The 19173-nt window shown below is 58.4% G+C and carries 18 protein-coding genes and 1 pseudogene; 8 read left to right on the forward strand and 11 right to left on the reverse strand.

The features are described 5' to 3' along the window. Positions 1–151: 151 nt before the first annotated feature. Entirely contained in the window at positions 152–1351 is a 1200-nt protein-coding gene (gene tyrS / locus ACSSNI_RS06590; RefSeq protein WP_200636439.1) for a tyrosine--tRNA ligase, read from the reverse strand. A 183-nt stretch (positions 1352–1534) separates the two neighbouring features. Between tyrS and ACSSNI_RS06595 the strand changes: the two genes are divergently transcribed. Together ACSSNI_RS06595 and ACSSNI_RS06600 are read left to right on the forward strand one after the other, a co-directional pair. Then, a complete protein-coding gene (locus ACSSNI_RS06595) occupies positions 1535–2932 on the forward strand; it encodes a peptidoglycan DD-metalloendopeptidase family protein (RefSeq protein ID WP_200636438.1) in 1398 nt (465 codons plus the stop codon). Beyond that, positions 2933–4024, forward strand: coding sequence for an anhydro-N-acetylmuramic acid kinase (locus ACSSNI_RS06600; RefSeq protein WP_200636437.1), 1092 nt, complete (start codon positions 2933–2935; stop codon positions 4022–4024). A gap of 94 nt (positions 4025–4118) precedes the next feature. On the opposite strand, the gene erpA is transcribed toward ACSSNI_RS06600, so the two are convergent. Then, positions 4119–4469, reverse strand: a complete 351-nt coding sequence (gene erpA, locus ACSSNI_RS06605) for an iron-sulfur cluster insertion protein ErpA (protein WP_045430630.1) — start codon at positions 4467–4469, stop codon at positions 4119–4121. A gap of 135 nt (positions 4470–4604) precedes the next feature. After that, the gene (argC, locus tag ACSSNI_RS06610) at positions 4605–5639 is read right to left on the reverse strand and encodes an N-acetyl-gamma-glutamyl-phosphate reductase (protein ID WP_200636436.1); all 1035 of its coding nucleotides are present in this window, start codon (positions 5637–5639) and stop codon (positions 4605–4607) included. A 133-nt stretch (positions 5640–5772) separates the two neighbouring features. Between argC and hemJ the strand changes: the two genes are divergently transcribed. The 3 genes from hemJ (at position 5773) to ACSSNI_RS06625 (ending at position 8225) form a co-directional block, all read left to right on the forward strand. Continuing rightward, positions 5773–6198 carry a protoporphyrinogen oxidase HemJ gene (gene hemJ / locus ACSSNI_RS06615; RefSeq protein ID WP_200636434.1) on the forward strand — a complete coding sequence of 142 codons (426 nt, stop codon included), beginning with the start codon at positions 5773–5775 and terminating at the stop codon, positions 6196–6198. A gap of 21 nt (positions 6199–6219) precedes the next feature. Beyond that, complete coding sequence (locus ACSSNI_RS06620) at positions 6220–7194, forward strand: NAD(P)H-dependent flavin oxidoreductase (RefSeq protein ID WP_200636432.1); 975 nt, start codon at positions 6220–6222, stop codon at positions 7192–7194. A 107-nt stretch (positions 7195–7301) separates the two neighbouring features. After that, positions 7302–8225 carry a DUF805 domain-containing protein gene (locus ACSSNI_RS06625; protein WP_200636430.1) on the forward strand — a complete coding sequence of 308 codons (924 nt, stop codon included), beginning with the start codon at positions 7302–7304 and terminating at the stop codon, positions 8223–8225. Positions 8226–8251: 26 nt separating this feature from the next. Here the strand turns inward: ACSSNI_RS06625 and ACSSNI_RS06630 are convergent, their stop codons facing one another. Then, positions 8252–9727, reverse strand: coding sequence for an AAA family ATPase (locus ACSSNI_RS06630; RefSeq protein WP_200636428.1), 1476 nt, complete (start codon positions 9725–9727; stop codon positions 8252–8254). 78 nt (positions 9728–9805) lie between these two features. Here ACSSNI_RS06630 and ACSSNI_RS06635 point away from each other — a divergent pair, with 78 nt between their 5' ends. Together ACSSNI_RS06635 and coq7 are read left to right on the forward strand one after the other, a co-directional pair. Further along, positions 9806–10147 carry a histidine triad nucleotide-binding protein gene (locus ACSSNI_RS06635; protein WP_102837397.1) on the forward strand — a complete coding sequence of 114 codons (342 nt, stop codon included), beginning with the start codon at positions 9806–9808 and terminating at the stop codon, positions 10145–10147. A gap of 64 nt (positions 10148–10211) precedes the next feature. Then, entirely contained in the window at positions 10212–10859 is a 648-nt protein-coding gene (gene coq7 / locus ACSSNI_RS06640; protein ID WP_200636426.1) for a 2-polyprenyl-3-methyl-6-methoxy-1,4-benzoquinone monooxygenase, read from the forward strand. A gap of 109 nt (positions 10860–10968) precedes the next feature. On the opposite strand, the pseudogene ACSSNI_RS06645 reads toward coq7, so the two are convergent. Further along, positions 10969–11179, reverse strand: a pseudogene (locus ACSSNI_RS06645) (adenosylmethionine decarboxylase); the annotation flags it as partial. Continuing rightward, positions 11179–11601, reverse strand: coding sequence for an OsmC family protein (locus ACSSNI_RS06650; protein ID WP_102837394.1), 423 nt, complete (start codon positions 11599–11601; stop codon positions 11179–11181). The pseudogene ACSSNI_RS06645 and the gene ACSSNI_RS06650, both read right to left, overlap by 1 nt. 218 nt (positions 11602–11819) lie before the next feature. On the opposite strand from ACSSNI_RS06650, the gene crp reads away from it, so the two are divergent. After that, positions 11820–12464 carry a cAMP-activated global transcriptional regulator CRP gene (crp, locus tag ACSSNI_RS06655; protein ID WP_045430655.1) on the forward strand — a complete coding sequence of 215 codons (645 nt, stop codon included), beginning with the start codon at positions 11820–11822 and terminating at the stop codon, positions 12462–12464. A gap of 60 nt (positions 12465–12524) precedes the next feature. Here the strand turns inward: crp and trpC are convergent, their stop codons facing one another. From trpC to trpE, 5 genes are all read right to left on the reverse strand, one after another. Next, positions 12525–13361, reverse strand: coding sequence for an indole-3-glycerol phosphate synthase TrpC (gene trpC, locus ACSSNI_RS06660; RefSeq protein ID WP_200636424.1), 837 nt, complete (start codon positions 13359–13361; stop codon positions 12525–12527). Beyond that, complete coding sequence (gene trpD / locus ACSSNI_RS06665; protein ID WP_200636422.1) at positions 13358–14404, reverse strand: anthranilate phosphoribosyltransferase; 1047 nt, start codon at positions 14402–14404, stop codon at positions 13358–13360. Before trpD ends, trpC begins: the two co-directional genes overlap by 4 nt. Next, a complete protein-coding gene (locus ACSSNI_RS06670; protein ID WP_159969125.1) occupies positions 14404–14997 on the reverse strand; it encodes an aminodeoxychorismate/anthranilate synthase component II in 594 nt (197 codons plus the stop codon). Before ACSSNI_RS06670 ends, trpD begins: the two co-directional genes overlap by 1 nt. Before the next feature lie 308 nt (positions 14998–15305). Next, positions 15306–17471, reverse strand: a complete 2166-nt coding sequence (locus tag ACSSNI_RS06675) for a putative bifunctional diguanylate cyclase/phosphodiesterase (RefSeq protein WP_200636420.1) — start codon at positions 17469–17471, stop codon at positions 15306–15308. Between the two features lie 143 nt (positions 17472–17614). After that, positions 17615–19093 (reverse strand): anthranilate synthase component I, encoded by a 1479-nt coding sequence (trpE, locus tag ACSSNI_RS06680; protein ID WP_200636418.1) that lies wholly within the window; start codon positions 19091–19093, stop codon positions 17615–17617. Positions 19094–19173 lie beyond the last annotated feature (80 nt).

The following is a 19173-nucleotide window of genomic DNA, read 5'->3' on the forward strand; positions in this document are numbered from 1 at the left end:
ACCACCCTGCCAGCCCGGCGCATTCTACTCGAATTCGCCATCCGTGCAAGCCTTTATTTTCGCTAACTTCTTGATTTTCAAGAGGTTTCGCCAAAGGCCTGCGCCGGAGAAGGTGCGCATTATAGGCACTCAGAAACTCGCGTCAACCGTTTTATTCGGCCTTAAGCGACACGCGCCCGAATGCCTTTTTCCCTGCCTGACAGATGTGAGCGGAACCAAGGCGAAAGACAAACGCCCGATCAACAACCTGCCCATCGACTCGCACCCCACCAGAAGCCAACAAATCCCGGGCCACGGCAGCATTCTTGACCAGGCCTGCCCGATTCAACACCGACGCGATCGGCATATCTTCCATCGAGCAAAGCTCAATCTCAGGAATATCCTCGGGCAACTCACCCTCTTTCATCCTGTTGCCAGCCGAGCGATGGGCGCTGGCAGCGGCATCCTCACCATGAAAGCGCGCGACAATTTCTTCTGCCAGCTTGATCTTGATGTCACGAGGATTGGCACCACGCGACACATCGATGCGGAACTCCTCGACTTCTGCCATATCTCGAAAGCTTAACAGCTCGAAATACCGCCACATCAGCGCATCCGGGATCGATACCAGCTTGCTATACATCACGCCAGGCGCTTCCTGGATCCCCACGTAGTTACCCAACGATTTAGACATCTTCTTCACACCATCCAGACCCTCCAGAAGCGGCATGGTGACGATGCACTGCGACTCCTGCCCATAGGAGCGCTGCAGCTCGCGGCCCATGAGCAGGTTGAACTTCTGATCCGTCCCACCTAGCTCCACATCCGCCCTCAACGCTACGGAGTCGTAACCCTGCACCAACGGATAGAGAAACTCGTGGATCGCGATAGGCTGATTGGTCGAGTAACGCTTGCTGAAGTCGTCACGCTCCAACATACGAGCCACGGTGTACTGCGACGCCAGACGAATGAAGTCAGACGGCGTCAAACGATCCATCCAAGTGGAATTGAAGGCCACCTCAGTCTTGGCCGGGTCAAGGATCTTGAACACTTGGCTTTTATAAGTCTCCGCGTTCTCAAGCACCTGATCGCGCGTCAGCGGCGGACGCGTTGCGCTCTTGCCGCTCGGATCGCCGATCATTCCGGTGAAATCCCCTATGAGGAAGACCACCTGGTGTCCGAGATCCTGAAACTGGCGCAGCTTATTTATAAGCACGGTGTGACCAAGATGGAGATCCGGCGCAGTTGGGTCGAAACCGGCCTTGATTCGAAGCGGAAGACCGCGCTCCAGCTTGTTAACCAGCTCCGCCTCGACGAGCACTTCGTCAGCGCCCCGCTTGATCACCGACAACTGCTCTTGAACCGACTTCATTGGAGGCCCCACGCCAGAAGATAAGGCGGTAAACCTTACAAGAACGCCCGGAAAATTCAACGTTATCGAACGCGAACCAGGCCGCGACCAGGGGATTCAAGGGTTGCCTCGACACCACTTTGCTTATATTTTAGGCAGATATTTTCTCTGTACAAAATTTCGCCAGACATCCCAGACTTTCTAATGACCTATTCAAAATCGAAAGCACCTCTCTACCCGAAAAGCCACCTCTTGGCTGCAAGCGGTGTAGCTGCGCTTCTGAGCCTGGCACTCCTTGTATTTCCATCCCGCGAAGTCGAAGCCAAGAAGACCTTTCTTGATCTGCGCCTCGATACCGCTGCTGAACTTGCAGCCGTGAGCGAACAACCTCTTGTCAGCCTTTCGGTTGAGCGCCCCTTCGCTCCGACCGAAACACCTATCGCACCGGAACTTCAGTCATTGCAGCTGAAAAAAGCCGAAGCGGCTAAGGAAGCCGAGCCCTCGTCAAAAGAAGTGGTAGTGGCGAATGGGGACACGCTGTCGACTGTGTTTGCAAAGGTTGGCCTGCCGCAAGCAACCGTGCACGACGTCCTGGCCAGCAGCAAAGAGGCAAAACAGTTTGCCCGCCTGAAGGTTGGTCAGCGCCTTGAGTTCGAGCTGGACGACCAGGGCAACCTAGCCCGGCTACGCAGCCAGCTGAACAAGCTGGAAAGCGTGGAGCTGGAGAGGTCAGGCACCAAGTATGTGTTCAAGAAGGAGCAGGTCAAGCCGGACGTCAGTACTGCTTACGCCTATGGTCGTATAGAGAGCAGCTTGTTCCTCGCTGCGAAGCGCGCAGGCCTCAGTCACAACCTGACGATGGATTTGGCCAACGTATTCGGATACGACATCGACTTCGCCATGGACATACGTAAAGGCGATTCATTTGAGGTTATATACGAGCAAAAGACTGTCGCTGGCGACCGAGTAGGAACAGGTAATATTCTTGCGGCCCGTTTCACCAATCGCGGCAAGAGCTATACAGCTGTTCGCTACACCAACAAGCAGGGAAACAGCAGTTATTACACCGCTGATGGCCAGAGCATGCGCAAGGCGTTCATTCGTACGCCAGTCGACTTCGCACGCATCAGTTCACGTTTTTCTAACGGCCGTAAGCACCCCATCCTGAACAAGATACGCGCGCACAAGGGCGTAGATTATGCTGCCGCACGCGGCACGCCAATCAAGAGCGCAGGAGACGGCAAGGTCCTTCTTGCCGGCCGCAAAGGTGGATACGGCAACACCGTTGTTATCCAACACGGCAATCGTTACAGAACCCTTTATGCTCATATGCAGGGATTCGCCAAAGGCGTACGCAACGGCTCCTCTGTCAAACAAGGGCAGATCATTGGTTATATCGGCACTACTGGCCTATCGACTGGCCCGCACCTGCATTATGAATTTCAGGTCGACGGCGTACATGTCGACCCCTTGGGGCTAAAACTGCCAATGGCCGACCCCATAGCTAAGAATGAAAAACAGCGCTTTCTGCAGCTCAGCACTCCGCTGATGGCGCGTATGGACGATGAGCGCGCAACCATGCTGGCAATGAAGAGCGAATAGATGCCGCTCTACATCGGAGTAATGTCAGGCACCAGTTTGGATGGTCTGGATTTCGCTCTGATCGAGCAGAGTCAAGGGACGACCTTGCTTGAAACGCATTACGAACCGATGCCAGCGCAGCTCAAGCAGGATCTGCTCGATCTCTGCGCATCCGCACCTGATGAACTAGCCAGGGCCGCCCTTGCCGAACAGGCTTGGGCCGAACTCGCAAGTGCTGGGGTTCATAAGTTACTCGACAAGGCGCAACTCTCGTCTTCGACTATTCGCGCGATTGGCAGCCACGGACAGACCGTGCGGCACGAGCCGCAACGCGGCTTTTCTATCCAGATCGGGCACCCTTCTCTCCTCGCAGAATTAACCAGCATCAGCGTAGTGACCGATTTTCGTCGACGTGATATTGCTGCCGGCGGCCAAGGCGCACCGCTGGTGCCCGCCTTTCATGAGGCCATGTTCAGTAATGCGAAACGGATCAGAGCGGTGCTCAATATCGGCGGCTTCAGCAATGTCAGCTTGCTACGTTCAGGCACGTCGACACGCGGCTTCGATTGCGGCCCAGGCAATGTGCTCCTTGATGCCTGGATTCATCGCCACCAAGGGCGGCCCTATGACCGCGACGGCAACTGGGCAGCCAGCGGCCAGGTCAATCACCAGCTACTGACGCTACTGTTAAGTGACGACTTCTTCGCTACCCACGGCCCAAAGAGTACCGGGCGGGAGCTATTCAACCTGCCCTGGCTGGACACCCACCTCGCATCTTTTCCCGACCTCGCCCCTGAAGATGTGCAGGCTACGCTGCTCGAACTGACAGCCCGCAGCATCAGCGAAGCGCTCATTGAAGCTCAACCTGATACAGAAGATGTACTGATCTGCGGCGGCGGTGCGCACAACACTGCGCTAATGCAAAGGCTGCAAGCATTACTGCCCGCATGCGAGCTGGCAAGCACTGCAGATTACGGGATCGAACCTGACTGGCTGGAAGCTATGGCGTTCGCCTGGTTGGCGCACTGCTGCATTGAGGGTATTGCCGCGAACCGGCCAAGCGTAACAGGCGCTCGCGGGTTGAGGACCCTTGGCGCGATCTATCCGGCATAGCTCTTGGCGTCGACTGCCGTACTGCCCCACTACCGTCCTGACCCGGAAACAAAAACACCGTGCCGAGGCACGGTGTCTTTTGCTAGAACGAGCCTTAAATCGAGAACGACTGACCGCAGCCACACGTTGTCGTAGCGTTCGGATTCTTGATGATGAAGCGTGAACCTTCCAAGCCTTCCTGATAGTCCACTTCAGCACCGGCCAGGTACTGGTAGCTCATCGGGTCCACCACCAGACTCACACCCTCACGCTCGATGATGGTGTCGTCTTCGGCGAGCTCCTCATCAAAGGTGAACCCATATTGAAAACCAGAGCAGCCGCCGCCGGTGACGAACACACGCAGCTTCAGCCGCGGGTTGCCCTCTTCATCGACCAGACTCTTCACCTTGCTCGCGGCACCCTGACTGAACTGGATCGCGGTGGGCGTGAAGGATTCGACACTCATTTGGTTCTCCTGGCGCGTGAACGCACATTACTGCTTGGACGGGGCATTATCGGCTTATCCTAGAAAATCGGTCAACTATTCGTCGTAACAGAGAAAGACACTGCCCTATCCCAACCGATATCTATGGCAGCCAAGTCAAGGCAGCAAAGCGGCGTTGCCCAAGCCGAGCCTTTCATCCAGACCGAAGACGATGTTCATGTTCTGTAGCGCCTGGCCAGATGCGCCTTTTACAAGGTTGTCGATGACTGACAGCACGACCACCAGTTCCCCGCCTTGTGGCCGGTGGACTGCGATACGGCATACGTTGGCACCACGCACACTCCGGGTCTCCGGATGGCTGCCGGCAGGCATCACGTCGACGAAAGGCTCGCTCGCGTAACGAGTTTCATAAAGCGCCTGGAGATCCACCGAGGTGTCGAGGACCGTCGCATACAGGGTGGCATGGATGCCGCGGATCATCGGCGTTAGATGAGGAACGAAGGTCAAGCTAACGTTACCGCCGGCTGCACGCCGCAACCCTTGGCTGATCTCTGGCAGATGACGATGACCTTTAACCGCGTAGGCCATCATGCTTTCGCCCGCTTCGGTAAACAGCGATCCAATCTTCGCCGCGCGCCCGGCGCCGCTCACGCCCGACTTGCAATCGGCTATGAGGCGGGTTGTATCGGCCAGCCCCTGTTCCAGCAAGGGCAGATAACCCAGCTGGGTTGCCGTTGGATAACAACCAGGAACAGCAATCAACCGCGCCCCCTTGATCCGCTCACGGTTTACCTCGGGTAAACCGTAAACCGCTTCGGGTAGCAGCGCTGGAGCTCCATGTGGCTGGCCGTACCATTTGGCCCATTCATCCGCATCCTGCAGGCGGAAATCCGCGGACAGGTCGATGACGCGAGTGCCTGCCTCCAGCAACTCAGCTGCCAGCGCATGTGCGACACCATGGGGGGTGGCGAAGAAAACCACATCACAGGCGCCGAGTGTTGCGGTATCCGGGACACTGAAAGCCAGCTGGTCATAGTGACCTCGGAGGTTCGGATACATATCCGTTACCTTGACCCCGTTTTCGGAGCGGGAAGTGATCACGGCTACTTCCGCCTGGGGGTGCTGGGCCAACAGACGCAGCAACTCGACTCCGGTGTAGCCTGTGCCGCCAACGATTCCGACCTTGACCATGAGCTGCCTCTCGCAGTGGAACGATAAGAGCGTCGATGATAAAGGGGCCTGCGCTCAGGGCCAACCACCGAGATGACGCGCGGGCCCTCAAGCCACTACTATCGGACCGACTCTGAACCCAAGGAACTTCCGAATGCTCTATCTCTGGTTGAAAGCCCTGCACATCGTTGCAATCGTCTGCTGGTTCGCCGGGCTGTTCTATCTGCCGAGATTGTTCGTTTATCACGCCATGAGCGAGGACGCGATCAGCCGTGATCGCTTTCAGGTCATGGAACGCAAGCTCTATCGCGGCATCATGATCCCCTCAATGATCGCCACGCTCGCCTTTGGTATAGGCATGATTGCGCTCAACCCTGCGCTCTTCAGCGGGGGCTGGTTACACGCCAAGCTCGCATTGGTTGTGTTACTGATTGGCTATCACCATATGTGTGGCGCTCAGCTCAATCGATTCGCCCGTAACGAAAACACGCGCAGCCATGTTTTCTACCGCTGGTTCAACGAGTTTCCGGTGCTGCTGCTCCTGGCTATCGTCATTCTTGTTGTGATCAAACCCTTTTGAAACTGACTCAAGGAAACTGCCATGACATTGCCAGCCACCCTCGAAGAGCGCCTTCGTCTACCTTTGGTCGCAGCCCCCATGTTCTTGGTATCGAACCCCGCGCTGGTAGCCGCATGCTGCACCAGCGGTGTGGTCGGCAGCTTTCCCGCACTGAATCAACGAGAAAGCAGCGGATTTCGTGACTGGCTGCAGGAGATAGACCAGCACCTGAAAGTGGCTGACAAACCCGCCCCGTATGCCGTCAACCTGATTGTGCACCACAGCAACCCCCGACTTCAGGCAGATCTCGCGATATGCGTCGAGCAGCGGGTGCCTATTGTGATCACCAGCCTTGGCGCCGTTAAAGAGGTGGTGGACGCCGTGCACAGCTATGGTGGGCTGGTGTTTCACGATGTCACCACACGGCGACATGCGGAGAAAGCGGCTGAAGCCGGAGTTGACGGATTGATAGCGGTGGCTGCTGGGGCCGGCGGCCACGCGGGCACCTGGAGTCCATTTGCCTTGGTGGCCGAGATCCGCCAATTCTTCGACAAGACACTGCTGCTCTCCGGCTGCCTCAACCATGGTCACGAGATACTCGCCGCGCAGCTACTCGGTGCGGACCTCGCCTACATGGGAACGCGCTTCATTGCCACGCGGGAAAGTCAGGCCTCGGATGAATACAAGCAAATGCTGCTGCAGGCGCATGCTGCCGACATCGTTCACACCGCAGCGGTATCAGGTGTGCCCGCCAGCTTCCTGCGTCAAAGCCTGCAACAAGCCGGCTACGATGATGATCGACTGAGAATCAAAGGCGAAATGAACTACGGCGAAAAACTCAAGCCCGTCAGCGATGAGGCGAAGGCTTGGAAAACCGTCTGGTCGGCAGGCCAGGGCGTAGGGGAAATAAGAGACCTGCCGAGCAGCGAAGAATTGATTGCCCGGCTGGATCGAGAATACCGTGCCGCCCACGATCAGGCGTTGCAGCTGTCCCAGCGTTGGCTACGCCAACCGTGACACACCTCGCAGTTGCTACACGCCTCGAGCAACTCTGTAGGGCGAGACTTGTTGGCCTCCCTACCGCGCATTAGGCTTGCGCGAAAAACCGGCAACAGGGACGCTGGATGAGCGCTGATCAATACCGAATCGTCTTCGAAGGTGAGCTCCTACCGGGCGTATCACTCGACACCGCCAAGAACAACCTGGCCCATCTGTTCAAATGCGACGCTGGCAAAGTCGAGCGTCTGTTCGGTCATGGCTCGGTCCCACTCAAGCGTGAACTGAGTGCACCGGAAGCTGACCGATACCTGCAAGCGCTTCAGCGTGCTGGGGTCCAGGCACGCAAGGAAGCCGAACCAACGAAAGGTATTGCGCTGACCATCGCTGACTACGCGACCGCAAATCCGAGCGAGACACCCGTTCAGACTGAGCAGATGGCGTGCCCCAAATGCGGCCATACCCAGCCAACCGCCATCGAGTGCTGCAGTTGTGGCATCGTTATCGAGAAATATCTGGCACGCCAGGCACAGCTGGGCGAAACGTCGCTCCAGAGCCGGAGCATTGCCCATCACTATGCACCACCGCGCGCCGAGGTCGGCGAGCCAACTGCGGAGTACAGCGAACTAAAGGTTTTCACGACACAAGGCAGGATCGGCCGGCTGCGCTATCTAGCCTGGTCCATGGCGTTGATGGCTGCGGCGCTCGGCCTATTGTTGATTGCCAGCACGACGTTCGCTGCCTCAGCAGTGCTCGGCATAATTGTCACCGGCGTGCTCGGCATCGGTTTTCTACTCGTGAGCGTCCAGATCGGCGTGCAACGGTTGCATGATCTGGGCTGGTCCGGCTGGCTCATGCTGCTCTATCTGCTGCCGGTCGTCGGCACGTTCTTTCCACTGGTGGTACTGCTGATGCCAGGCAACACTGGGGCGAATCGGTTCGGGCCGCCGCAGCCGCCGAACAGCAGCGCCGTAAAGCTTCTCGCGGCGCTATGGCTGCTTGTACCTATCATTGGCATCCTGACCGCCATCATCCTGCCAACTTATCAGTAGCGCGCTAGGGTGATTCGGCGAGCCAGTCAGGCCAATACCGCTCGCCCCGAAGCCCAACCACGAAGCTCATCCAGCCTTTCGGCCATTACCACCGAAAGCGGTGCGGTCGCGCGGATACAATCCAGTAGCATGTCTTGGTTCGGTTCAACGGACCGGGCCTGACCAGCGTAGACGGCCGAAACCACTACCTGTTCAATCTCGGCGCCTGAGAAACCATCGCAAGCGACCGCAAGTGCTTCTAGATCGAACTGTTCGGCTTTCAGCTCACGCCGTGCCAGATGAATTCCGAAAATTTCCGCCCGCGTGGATATATCGGGCAAGTCGACAAAGAACAACTCGTCAAAGCGCCCTTTACGTAACAGCTCTGGCGGAAGCCGATCCACTGCGTTGGCCGTCGCAACCATGAACACCGGCGCTTCACGCTCAGCCATCCAGGTAAGCAAGGTACCCAGGACGCGCTGACTGACGCCGCCATCCATTTCTCCCGTTGCGAGCCCCTTTTCCAACTCGTCCATCCATAGGACGCAAGGCGCCATCTGTTCGGCCAGTTTTAGCGCCTCGCGCAGATTGCGTTCGGTTTCACCAAAGAACTTGTTGTACAAACACGCGAAATCCAGGCGCAGCAGCGGCAAACCCCAGAACCCCGCGACCGCCTTGGCCGCCATACTTTTCCCGCCGCCCTGCACGCCAACAAGCATCACCCCGCGCGGCATGTCCGAGTGGCTGCCGGCAACAAAGGCAGCCTGACGCTGCCCCAGCCAGCGCTTGAAATTCTGAAGCCCGCCAACCTCGGCAAAATGCTCCGTTTCGTATTCGAAGCCCAGCACGCCTTGCATGTCCAGTAGTTCGAACTTCTTACGGTTGAGCTCTGGAAGATCTTCCTGTGTGATCGCGCCATCATCGCAGATCAGGCTGTGCGCCAAGCTGCGCGCTTCCGCATGACTGAGTCCACGCAGGTTCTTCACGACCTGCTGCAGGGTGCGATTGTCGGTCCGCACCCGGGCGCCTCGATTACGCTCGCTCCAGACAGTCGCCTCATTACGCACAATACTCAACAGCTCTTCTTCGGAGGGCAGGGTGAGACTGAAGCGAGCCGCATGACGCTGGACCTCAGGGGGCAACTTGAGGGCATGCGACACCAGCACCAGCGTGGGTGCGGTGGCGCTTTCGCCCATTGCGATTTCCTTCAACAAGCGCACCAGACGCGGCTCGTCGAGAAACGGATGCAAGTCGCAGAAGACGTACAGCCCTCCCAGCGGATCGTGTTTGACTCGCCTCAATGCGACCTCAGCCGAGCAGCTTTCGCCAGCGTCCAGCGCCTCGCCGCCAAACGCGAGATGCCGGAGACCTTCCGTTACAGACCACACATGAAGGGTCATCCCCCGGTTCACAGCTAATCCACTCAGCGTCTCGAGCACTCGACGCTCGTCCCATGACTCGATCAGCACCAAGCGCAACCTTGACTCGAGTACCAGTGCAAGGTCGTGAATATCATTCTTCATTCGCTATGCTCCATGCCAGCTAACCAGTCCGAAAATCGCCTGTTACACTGCTTTTTGTTTCAGTTCTGGAGAAACGCCGTGGATTGTCTATTTTGCAAGATCGTCGCCGGGACCCTCCCCGCGCAGAAGATCTATGAAGACGAACAGGTTATCGCCTTCAATGACATCGCGCCCCAGGCGCCTGCGCATTTCCTGGTAATTCCAAAGAAACACATCGCAACCCTGCATGACCTCAGTGAGGATGACGACAAGCTTCTCGCTGGCCATATCCTTTTTACCGCGCAGCGTCTGGCCGAAGAGCAGGGCTGTCAGGAAGGCTTTCGGGTTGTCATGAACTGCAACGACCTTGGAGGTCAGACGGTACATCACATCCATATGCATGTGCTCGGTCAGCGCCAGATGCATTGGCCACCTGGTTAAAACATCTGCTACCCCAACTGCAGTACCGACTGCTCACGCCTGCTCCGAACCACCTGGAGGCGACATGCCCAACCAACGCCAATACTCTCCTGCCGACCGCCTGCTGTTGCAGGCCGATGCCGCGTTAAGGACGCTGCTACCGTTCAGCGGCCAACCTCAGCGACCGACGCCCGCCGTGCTGAGGAACGAGGCCGAGCTGAGCGAAAGCGAAGCGCGACACGTGGCCGGACTGATGCGCATCAATCACACTGGTGAGGTCTGTGCGCAGGCGCTATACCAAGGACAGGCGCTGACCGCTCGACTGCCCAGGGTGCGCGAGGCGATGGAGCGCGCCGCAGACGAAGAGATTGATCATCTGGCCTGGTGCGAACAGCGCATACATCAGTTGGGCAGCCACACCAGCGTTCTCAATCCGCTTTTCTACGGATTGTCGTTCGGCATCGGTGCGTCGGCGGGCTTGATCAGCGATCGCATCAGCCTGGGTTTCGTCGCCGCCACGGAAGATCAGGTCTGCAAGCATCTGGATGAGCATCTCGAGCAGATTCCACAAGAGGATGAGAAGTCCCGGGCTATTCTCGAACAGATGCGCACGGATGAAGCGCAACATTCGACTGCTGCCCTAGATGCAGGCGGCTTGCGCTTTCCGGCGCCGGTGAAGTTCGGCATGAGCCTGATGGCCAAAGTGATGACCAAGACCACCTACCGGATATGACGGGCATAACGTAGAAGGGCGCCTGAGAGGCGCCCTTCTGGTTTCTACTGCCGTCACCCTAGTTCGGGATATTGCGGGCATAGAAAACTTCCAGCATTTCATGGTGCACACGAGTAACGCCACGAACTCGATAATCGACAGTGACGATATCCGTGTCGACCTGGGGATTCAATATAGTTGCGAGCCTCAAGCGCTGAATTAACGTCGCAAGTAGAAACGTCGATATCCACGCGATGGGTTGCGATACCTTCGACCGGATGGATTTCTGGATCGGTATGCACCGTGACGAGACTCTTGTCCAAGTGCGCCAGGATAGTGTTCAGCTCAGCTCGACGATTTCATAGTCGTGGCTGATCTCGACACCCGCACGGCCGAGCATGATCGAGGCAGAACAGTATTTCTCAGCGGACAGTTCGACGGCACGTTTGACTTGAGCCTCCTTCAGCCCACGCCCCTTGACGACGAAGTGCAGATGAATCTTCGTGAACACCTTGGGATCTTCCCCCGCACGCTCCGCCTCAAGAAAGGCTTCGCAGCTTTCCACCGCCTGACGCGACTTCTTCAGAATGCTTACCACATCGAAGTTGCTGCAGCCGCCGAGCCCCAGCAACAGCATCTCCATAGGACGGACGCCTAGATTTCGTCCACCATTCTCAGGCGGGCCGTCCATCACCACGACGTGACCACTGCCAGACTCGCCAAGAAACATTGCCTCGCCAGCCCACTGAATGCGCGCTTTCATCGATAGACTCCGTTTGAAAAGGAGCGAAGCTTAGCATGACGACCGGCGGACGCCGGTGGCGATAACCCGACGAAATGAATGCCCGAAAGTTGATATTCGTGTCGCAGTTTTGTTGTCGACCCAGACCGGTCTGTTAAGCTCGCTGTGCCTGATAACAGAACTTAGTCATACATAATAAGAACTGCCTTCTAATTGGACACATCTTCCGGGACTACAGCATGGTCGCTATTACACTCACGCCCAAGATCAAGAACATCGACAAACTACTCGCGCATTGCCATCGTCGGCGCTACACCGCCAAAAGCACCATCATCTATGCCGGTGATCGTAGCGAAACGCTTTTCTTCATCGTTAAAGGTTCGGTCACCATCCTGATCGAGGATGACGATGGTCGCGAGATGATCATTGCCTATCTGAATTCCGGGGATTTCTTCGGAGAGATGGGACTGTTCGAGAAGGAAGGATCCGAAAAGGAACGCAGCGCATGGGTTCGCGCCAAGACTGAATGCGAAGTAGCAGAACTGAGCTATGCCAAGTTCCGTGAACTGACCCAGCAAGACCCCGATATTCTTTATGCACTCGGCAGCCAGATGGCCGAACGCTTGCGCAACACAACACGCAAGGTGGGTGATCTGGCGTTTCTCGATGTAACCGGCCGCGTCGCCCGTACATTGCTTGACTTGTGCAAGCAACCCGATGCGATGACCCATCCTGACGGCATGCAGATCAAGATCACCCGCCAGGAAATCGGCCGCATCGTCGGCTGCTCGAGGGAAATGGTCGGTCGCGTGCTCAAGAGCCTCGAGTCACAGGGGCTGGTGCACGTGAAGGGAAAGACCATGGTGGTGTTTGGTACGCGCTGAACCTTAGCTCAGCACGATTGAAAAAGCCGGCAACTTGCCGGCTTTTTCAATTGCAGCGGATCACTCCGGATCGGCAGCTGATTGGGGTCGATTACGTCCCGGAAAGAACAATCGCTGCAGTTCGAGCCCCGGCTGCTCTGCTCGCATGAAAGCTTCTCCCACCAGAAACGCATACACCTGGTTGATTTCCATCAACTCCACGTCGGCACGATGAAGTATGCCGCTCTCGGTCACAGCCAGACGGTCGCGTGGGATGCGCGGCAGCAAGTCAAGCGTCGTTTCCAGACTGAGTTCAAAGGTGTGAAGGTTACGGTTGTTGATCCCGAGCAGAGGCGTGTCGAGGCGCAGCGCGCGTTCCAGCTCTGCGCCATCATGGACCTCTACCAATACGTCGAGATTCTGAGACTTTGCCACATCGGCGAGCTCGGCCATTTGACCATCCTCCAACGCAGCGACGATCAACAGAACGCAGTCAGCGCCCAGGGCTCTGGACTCGATGATCTGGTAGGGGTCAACCATGAAGTCCTTGCGGATGACCGGTAGCTTGCAGGCTGAGCGCGCTTGCTTCAAATAGTCGTCGGCGCCGTGAAAGAAGTCGATGTCGGTCAATACCGAGAGGCAGGTGGCGCCACCTGCCTCATAGCTTTTGGCGATGTCCGCCGGGACAAAATCCTCCCGCAGCACCCCTTTGCTTGGTGAGGCTTTCTTGATTTCTGCAATCACAGCCGGTTGCTTGTTACGCGCCTGCTCCTGCAGCCGGCGAGCAAAACCGCGAACCGGGTCCGCTGCGGCCGCCATTGTTTCGAGTTCAGCCAGACCGACCCGACCTCGACGCTCGCTGACTTCCTCCCGCTTGCGCCTGATGATCTTTTCCAGAACTGTCGGCACGTTACTCATTGGGAACTCTCCTGCTTGAACACCACGGTGAAGGACACAAGCTCCTCGAACTTGTCCCGTGCCAAGCCGGTATGCAGCGCATCGTGAGCAATATCCACGCCCTGTTTCAGGCTGCTGGCGATGTCGGCTGCATAGAGCGCAGCACCTGCATTGAGGACGATCATGTCAGCCGCCTTTTGTCCGTTGTCCGTCTTACGCCGTCCCAATGCATCGCGAATCAGAGCCAACGAGCCCTGTGCATCTTCGACATTAAGACCGATCAGGCTCTGGCTCTTGATCCCGAAGTCTTCCGGCTGGATACGGTATTCGGTGATCTCGCCGCCTTTCAGCTCGGCCACATAAGTCGGCGCCGCCAGGCTGATCTCGTCGAGCCCGTCCTGTGCATGCACCACCAGCACATGCTGACTTCCCAGGCGCGACAGCACTTCGGCCATGGGCCGGCAGAGTTCCTTGCTGAACACCCCGAGCACCTGATGCTTGACACCGGCGGGGTTGGACATCGGGCCAAGGATATTGAACAGCGTGCGCAAGCCCAGCTCACGGCGCGGACCGGCGGCAAATTTCATCGCGCCGTGGTGCGCTGGCGCGAACATGAAGCCGACGCCCACGGCATCGACACTGCGCGCAACCTGTGCGGGCGTGAGGTCCAGGTAAACACCGGCCGCTTCGAGCAGATCGGCACTGCCACTCTTGCCCGACACTGCGCGATTGCCGTGCTTGGCAACCTTGCCACCCGCGGCGGCGACCACGAAGGCTGCGGCGGTTGAGACATTGAAAATGTTCATCCCATCGCCACCGGTACCGCAGGTGTCCACCAATCGATGGGTATCGAAATGCACTGGCTCGGCAAGCTCACGCATCACCTGCACCGCACCGACGATTTCATCGATGGTCTCGCTCTTCATCCGCATGCCCATGAGGAACGCGCCAATCTGCGCATCGGTGCACTGGCCAGTCATGATCTGGCGCATCACTGCCTTCATTTCATCGGTAGACAAATCCAGCTGGCCGACGATGCGGTTGAGGGCTTCCTTGATATCCATCAGCGCACGCCTCCGGTCTGTTTCAGAAAATTGGCGAACAGTTCGTGTCCCTGCTCGGTGAGGATTGACTCAGGGTGAAACTGCACGCCTTCTACGTTCAGTGTCTTGTGCCGCAAGCCCATGATCTCGTCGACGCTGCCGTCTTCCAGTTGCGTCCAGGCAGTGATTTCCAGACAGTCGGGGAGCGTTTCACGCTTGACCACCAGCGAGTGGTAACGCGTCACCGTTAACGGATTGTTCAGCCCGGCAAACACACCGGTGCTCTCGTGAGCGACCGGGCTTGTCTTGCCATGCATGACCTGACGCGCGCGCACGACCTCACCTCCAAATGCCTGCCCGATGCTCTGATGGCCGAGACAGACCCCCAGAATCGGCAGCTTGCCGGCGAAATGGCGGATGACGTCGAGTGAAACGCCCGCCTCGTTTGGGGTACATGGGCCAGGAGAGACGACAATCCGCTCCGGGTTCAGCGCTTCGATTTCGGCAACGCTCAACTCATCGTTGCGCACCACTTTGACGTCCGCGCCGAGTTCGCCGAGATATTGCACGACGTTGTAGGTAAAGGAATCGTAGTTATCCAGCATTAGCAGCATTTGCGTCACCCTAGGGCTTGAGGCTGATCCACCACCTGCCATGACGGCCCGAGCCGGCGCAAAGGCGCCTCGGCAGAACGATCGGTAGTACAGGTGTGAACGGGGTATTCCGGCACGGAGCCAGCAACGAGGATCAGGCGCGCCAACGCCAGCGGGCATGTGCCTTGAACAGACGCATCAGGAGGGTGCTGCTGAATTTCACGGAAAAGGTCTCGCAGAGCTGACAACGCAAAGTAGCCCATGCCAGGCCACGATTTCAACCGGACTATAGCAGAGCATTGCCTGCCCGCTACAGCCAGTCTGGCGCCCTAGACTGGCAGCGACGCGATAGCGGCAGGCAACGCGGAGGCCGGAACCGGCCGAGCGTAGAAAAAACCCTGCGCCTGCCGACACCCAAGTCGACGTAGTTCCGCAGCAGTGGCCTCGTCCTCGACCCCCTCTGCCAGCGTGCTCAGCCCGAGCGACTCAGCCATATGGATGATCGCGGCGACAATGGCATGGCCGTCTTCATTTGGCAGATCGCTTACAAAGGAGCGGTCAATTTTCAACGTATCCACCGACAACCGCCGAAGATACGCCAGACAGGAGTATCCGGTGCCGAAATCATCGATGGACAACGTGACGCCGAGGGCTTTCAGACCGGCCAGCGCAATCATCACCTGCTCAGTGTTGTCGACGAGGCTGGACTCGGTGAGCTCAAGCTCCAGCGCCGAAGCTGGCAGACCGGTCTGCGCCAAGGCGGCAGCGACAGTCTGTTCCAGCGACCCCTGGTGCAGCTGTATCGCAGCGACGTTCACTGCAACACGCGGGATGCCCACCCCCTCAGCCTGCCAGCGTTTGGCCTGTCGGCACGCCTCGAGGATTATCCATTCGCCAATATCCACGATCAGACCGCTCTGCTCGGCTGCGGGAATGAACTGCCCGGGCGCGACCAGACCCCACTGAGGATGCTGCCAGCGCAACAGGGCTTCCGCGCCCACTACCCTGCCGCTGGTGAGGTCCAGCTGCAGCTGATACTCCAGAAAAAACTCCGCTCGCTCGAGAGCGAGCCGCAGGCCGTTGATGAGATACAACCGCCCCCGCATCTCGGTATCCAGCGCAGCGTTGTAATAGCACCACGTCCGGCGCCCGGCTTCCTTGGCCTTGTACATCGCCATTTCAGCGTTACGCAGGAGGCAGGGAAAGTCCATGCCATCGCTCGGGCCAACCGCGACGCCGATGGAGATCGACACCACTATCTGCTGGCGCTCGATCATGAAGGGGTCGGCTAACTCATCGAGTACACGCTGGATCACAGCGGATGCACCCTCGGCAGTCTCCAGATCGGCCAACAGCACGACAAACTCATCACCGCCGGCCCGTGCCAGCATGGCGCTATCGGGCAATGCCTGCTGCAGTCTTACCGAGGTTGTGCAGAGCAGCTGGTCACCGAAAGTGCGCCCGAACGAATCGTTGACCATCTTGAAATGATCGAGATCGACGTACAGCACCGCAACTGCACCCTTGAGCTTCAGGGCACTGGCCATTGCCTGGCGCGTCCGCTCTTCCAGCTGGGTCAGATTGGGCAACCCCGTCAGGCTGTCGAAGTGAGCCATATAGTCGGCGCGCTGTTGTGCAGCGATCCGTTCGTTCATTTCGACTGCCAACCGCGCATATGGCGCACGCACACTCGACACGAACACCACCTGATAGATGAAGCCGTAGGAGACGATCTTGTACAGATGCCCGAGCAGACTGTAAAAGCTGTTCACACTGCTGTAGGCGGTGAAGCACAGCTCGGCAAGAATCGAAACCAGTGTCGCAGCCAGCATGCCGTCGAAATAGTCACGGTCTGCAACCTCTCGAGCGCGCCAGAACACCCATGCCGCCAGTGCGAAGAGGCTGATGATCAGCCACTCCATCTGCACTTTGAAGCGGGTCAGCCCCTCCCCGTCGATAAAGGTCCGAGGCCACAGCTGCGGCTGAAACAGCTGCAGGTAAACCACCAAAACCACCAGTCCCAGGGACGATGAAAGCAACAGGACCCGCGGCAGAGCAATGCTTCGGTGGCACAGACGGCACGCCACCGCGAGCAGGGTGAAAGCAAGCAATACGCGGGAAACCAGCCAGAAGGCGATCGCTTTTTCCGCCGAGGCGGGCGTCACCCAGACGGGCATACCCCGGTAGGACAGCATATGCGCCAGATCCAGCAACGCGATGGCCAAAAACGCACAGGCTAGCAGCGGGTTCGAAAGAGACACTGGCTGCTGGCTATGCCAAGCCACCGCAAACACCAATCCCGCCACGACAATCGAGAAGGTTTCGACAGTGATATGCAGCGACAACGGGAACCACACCTGGCTTCCGTTCAGATCCGCCAGGCTCGATAACAACCAGACCAGCACCAGCAGCGCCGTGAGAGCGATCACCAACGACGAGGCCGACGGCCAGGACTGGCGAACGGACGAAGGGCGGGGGCTCGGCAGTAACGGCATGGCTGGCTCGTATGGGCTGGGGTTGGATTGCCGGGCGTTCCTGCTCAGCTTCCACGACTATAGGCATAGCCAATAGCCATTACCATACGACCAATAAGGACTTTAGTCGCAGTTGCCGAACATCCCCATGAGCCGCGCCGAAGCTAGTCGCTGCTGTGCTCTGCCAAGGCCACCGCACGGAACATCGCGCGGCGTTTGTTCAGCGTTTCTTCCCATTCCAGGGCCGGCTGTGAGTCGGCGACGATACCGGCACCAGCCTGCACGTGAAGCTCGCCATCCTTAATTACCGCGGTGCGGATCGCGATGGCCGTATCCATGTTGCCGTTCCAGGCCAGATAGCCGACGGCGCCGCCGTAGACGCCGCGCTTGACCGGCTCCAGCTCGTCGATGATCTCCATGGCGCGAATTTTTGGTGCGCCGGAAAGGGTTCCCGCCGGCAGGATGGCGCGCAGCGCATCCATGGCAGTCAGCGGCGCCTTGAGCTGGCCGGTGACGTTGGAGACGATGTGCATCACGTTGGAATAGCGCTCGATGACCATCTTCTCGGTGAGCCGCACCGAACCGTTCTCGGCCACACGGCCGACGTCGTTGCGGCCCAGGTCGATCAGCATCAGATGTTCGGCCAGCTCCTTGGCGTCGCTGAGCAGATCCTGCTCGAGCGCCTGATCAGCCTCCTCGTTCACGCCTCGGGGGCGAGTGCCAGCGATGGGCCGTACGGTGACCAGCCCTTCCTCGACCCGCACCAGCACTTCGGGCGACGAACCCACCACGTGGAAATCGCCGAAGTTGAAGAAGTACATGTAGGGCGTCGGGTTGAAGCAGCGCAGCGCGCGGTACAGATCGATTGGCGCGGCCTTGAAGGGGATCGACATACGCTGGGAAATCACCACCTGCATACAGTCGCCGGCGAGGATGTAGTCCTTGATGCGGTTGACGGCCTGCTCGTAGTCCTCGCGGCCGAAGCTCGAGCGGAAAGTCGGCTCGTTACCGTTGCTCTTTTCGAAATCCAGGCCCAGGCGCGGCGTGATCGACTGGCGCAGCTTTTCTCGAAGCGCCTGCAGTTTCGCCTGCCCCGTCTCGTAGGCGTCCGGCTGTGCCGGGTCGACCAGCACGATGCAATGCAGCTTGCCGGCCAGGTTGTCGAAGACCACCACGGCGTCGGACACCATCAGCAGGATATCCGGCGTACCCAGCGGATCGGGGTTGGGGCAGCTCGCAAGCTTGCGTTCGACATAGCGCACGCTGTCGTAGCCGAAATACCCCACCAGACCGCCGTTGAAGCGCGGCAGTCCATCCACCGGCGCCACGCGGTAGCGCTGCTGGAACGCCTCGACGAACGCCAGCGGATCGTCGACCTCACAGGCCTCGGTTTCGACGCCGTCGGTGGTCACGCTGATGCGATGATCCTGCACGCGCAATACAGTGCGGCAGGGCAGGCCGATGATCGAGTAACGCCCCCACTTTTCCCCGCCCTGCACGGATTCGAGCAGGTAGGAATTAGGCGCATCGGCGAGCTTGAGATAAAGCGTGAGCGGGGTGTCGAAGTCGGCGAGCGTTTCGAACGACAGGGGGATGCGGTTATGGCCTTCGGCGGCCAAACGCAGGAATTCTTCGCGGGTCATGTCAGCCTCGTGGTCGGAGGGGAGCTACATAAGGTCGAGTTGTGCAAACGTACCGGGCAAAGCCGGCAGAAGATGTCAGG

Source organism: Stutzerimonas tianxiuensis, assembly GCF_053470365.1.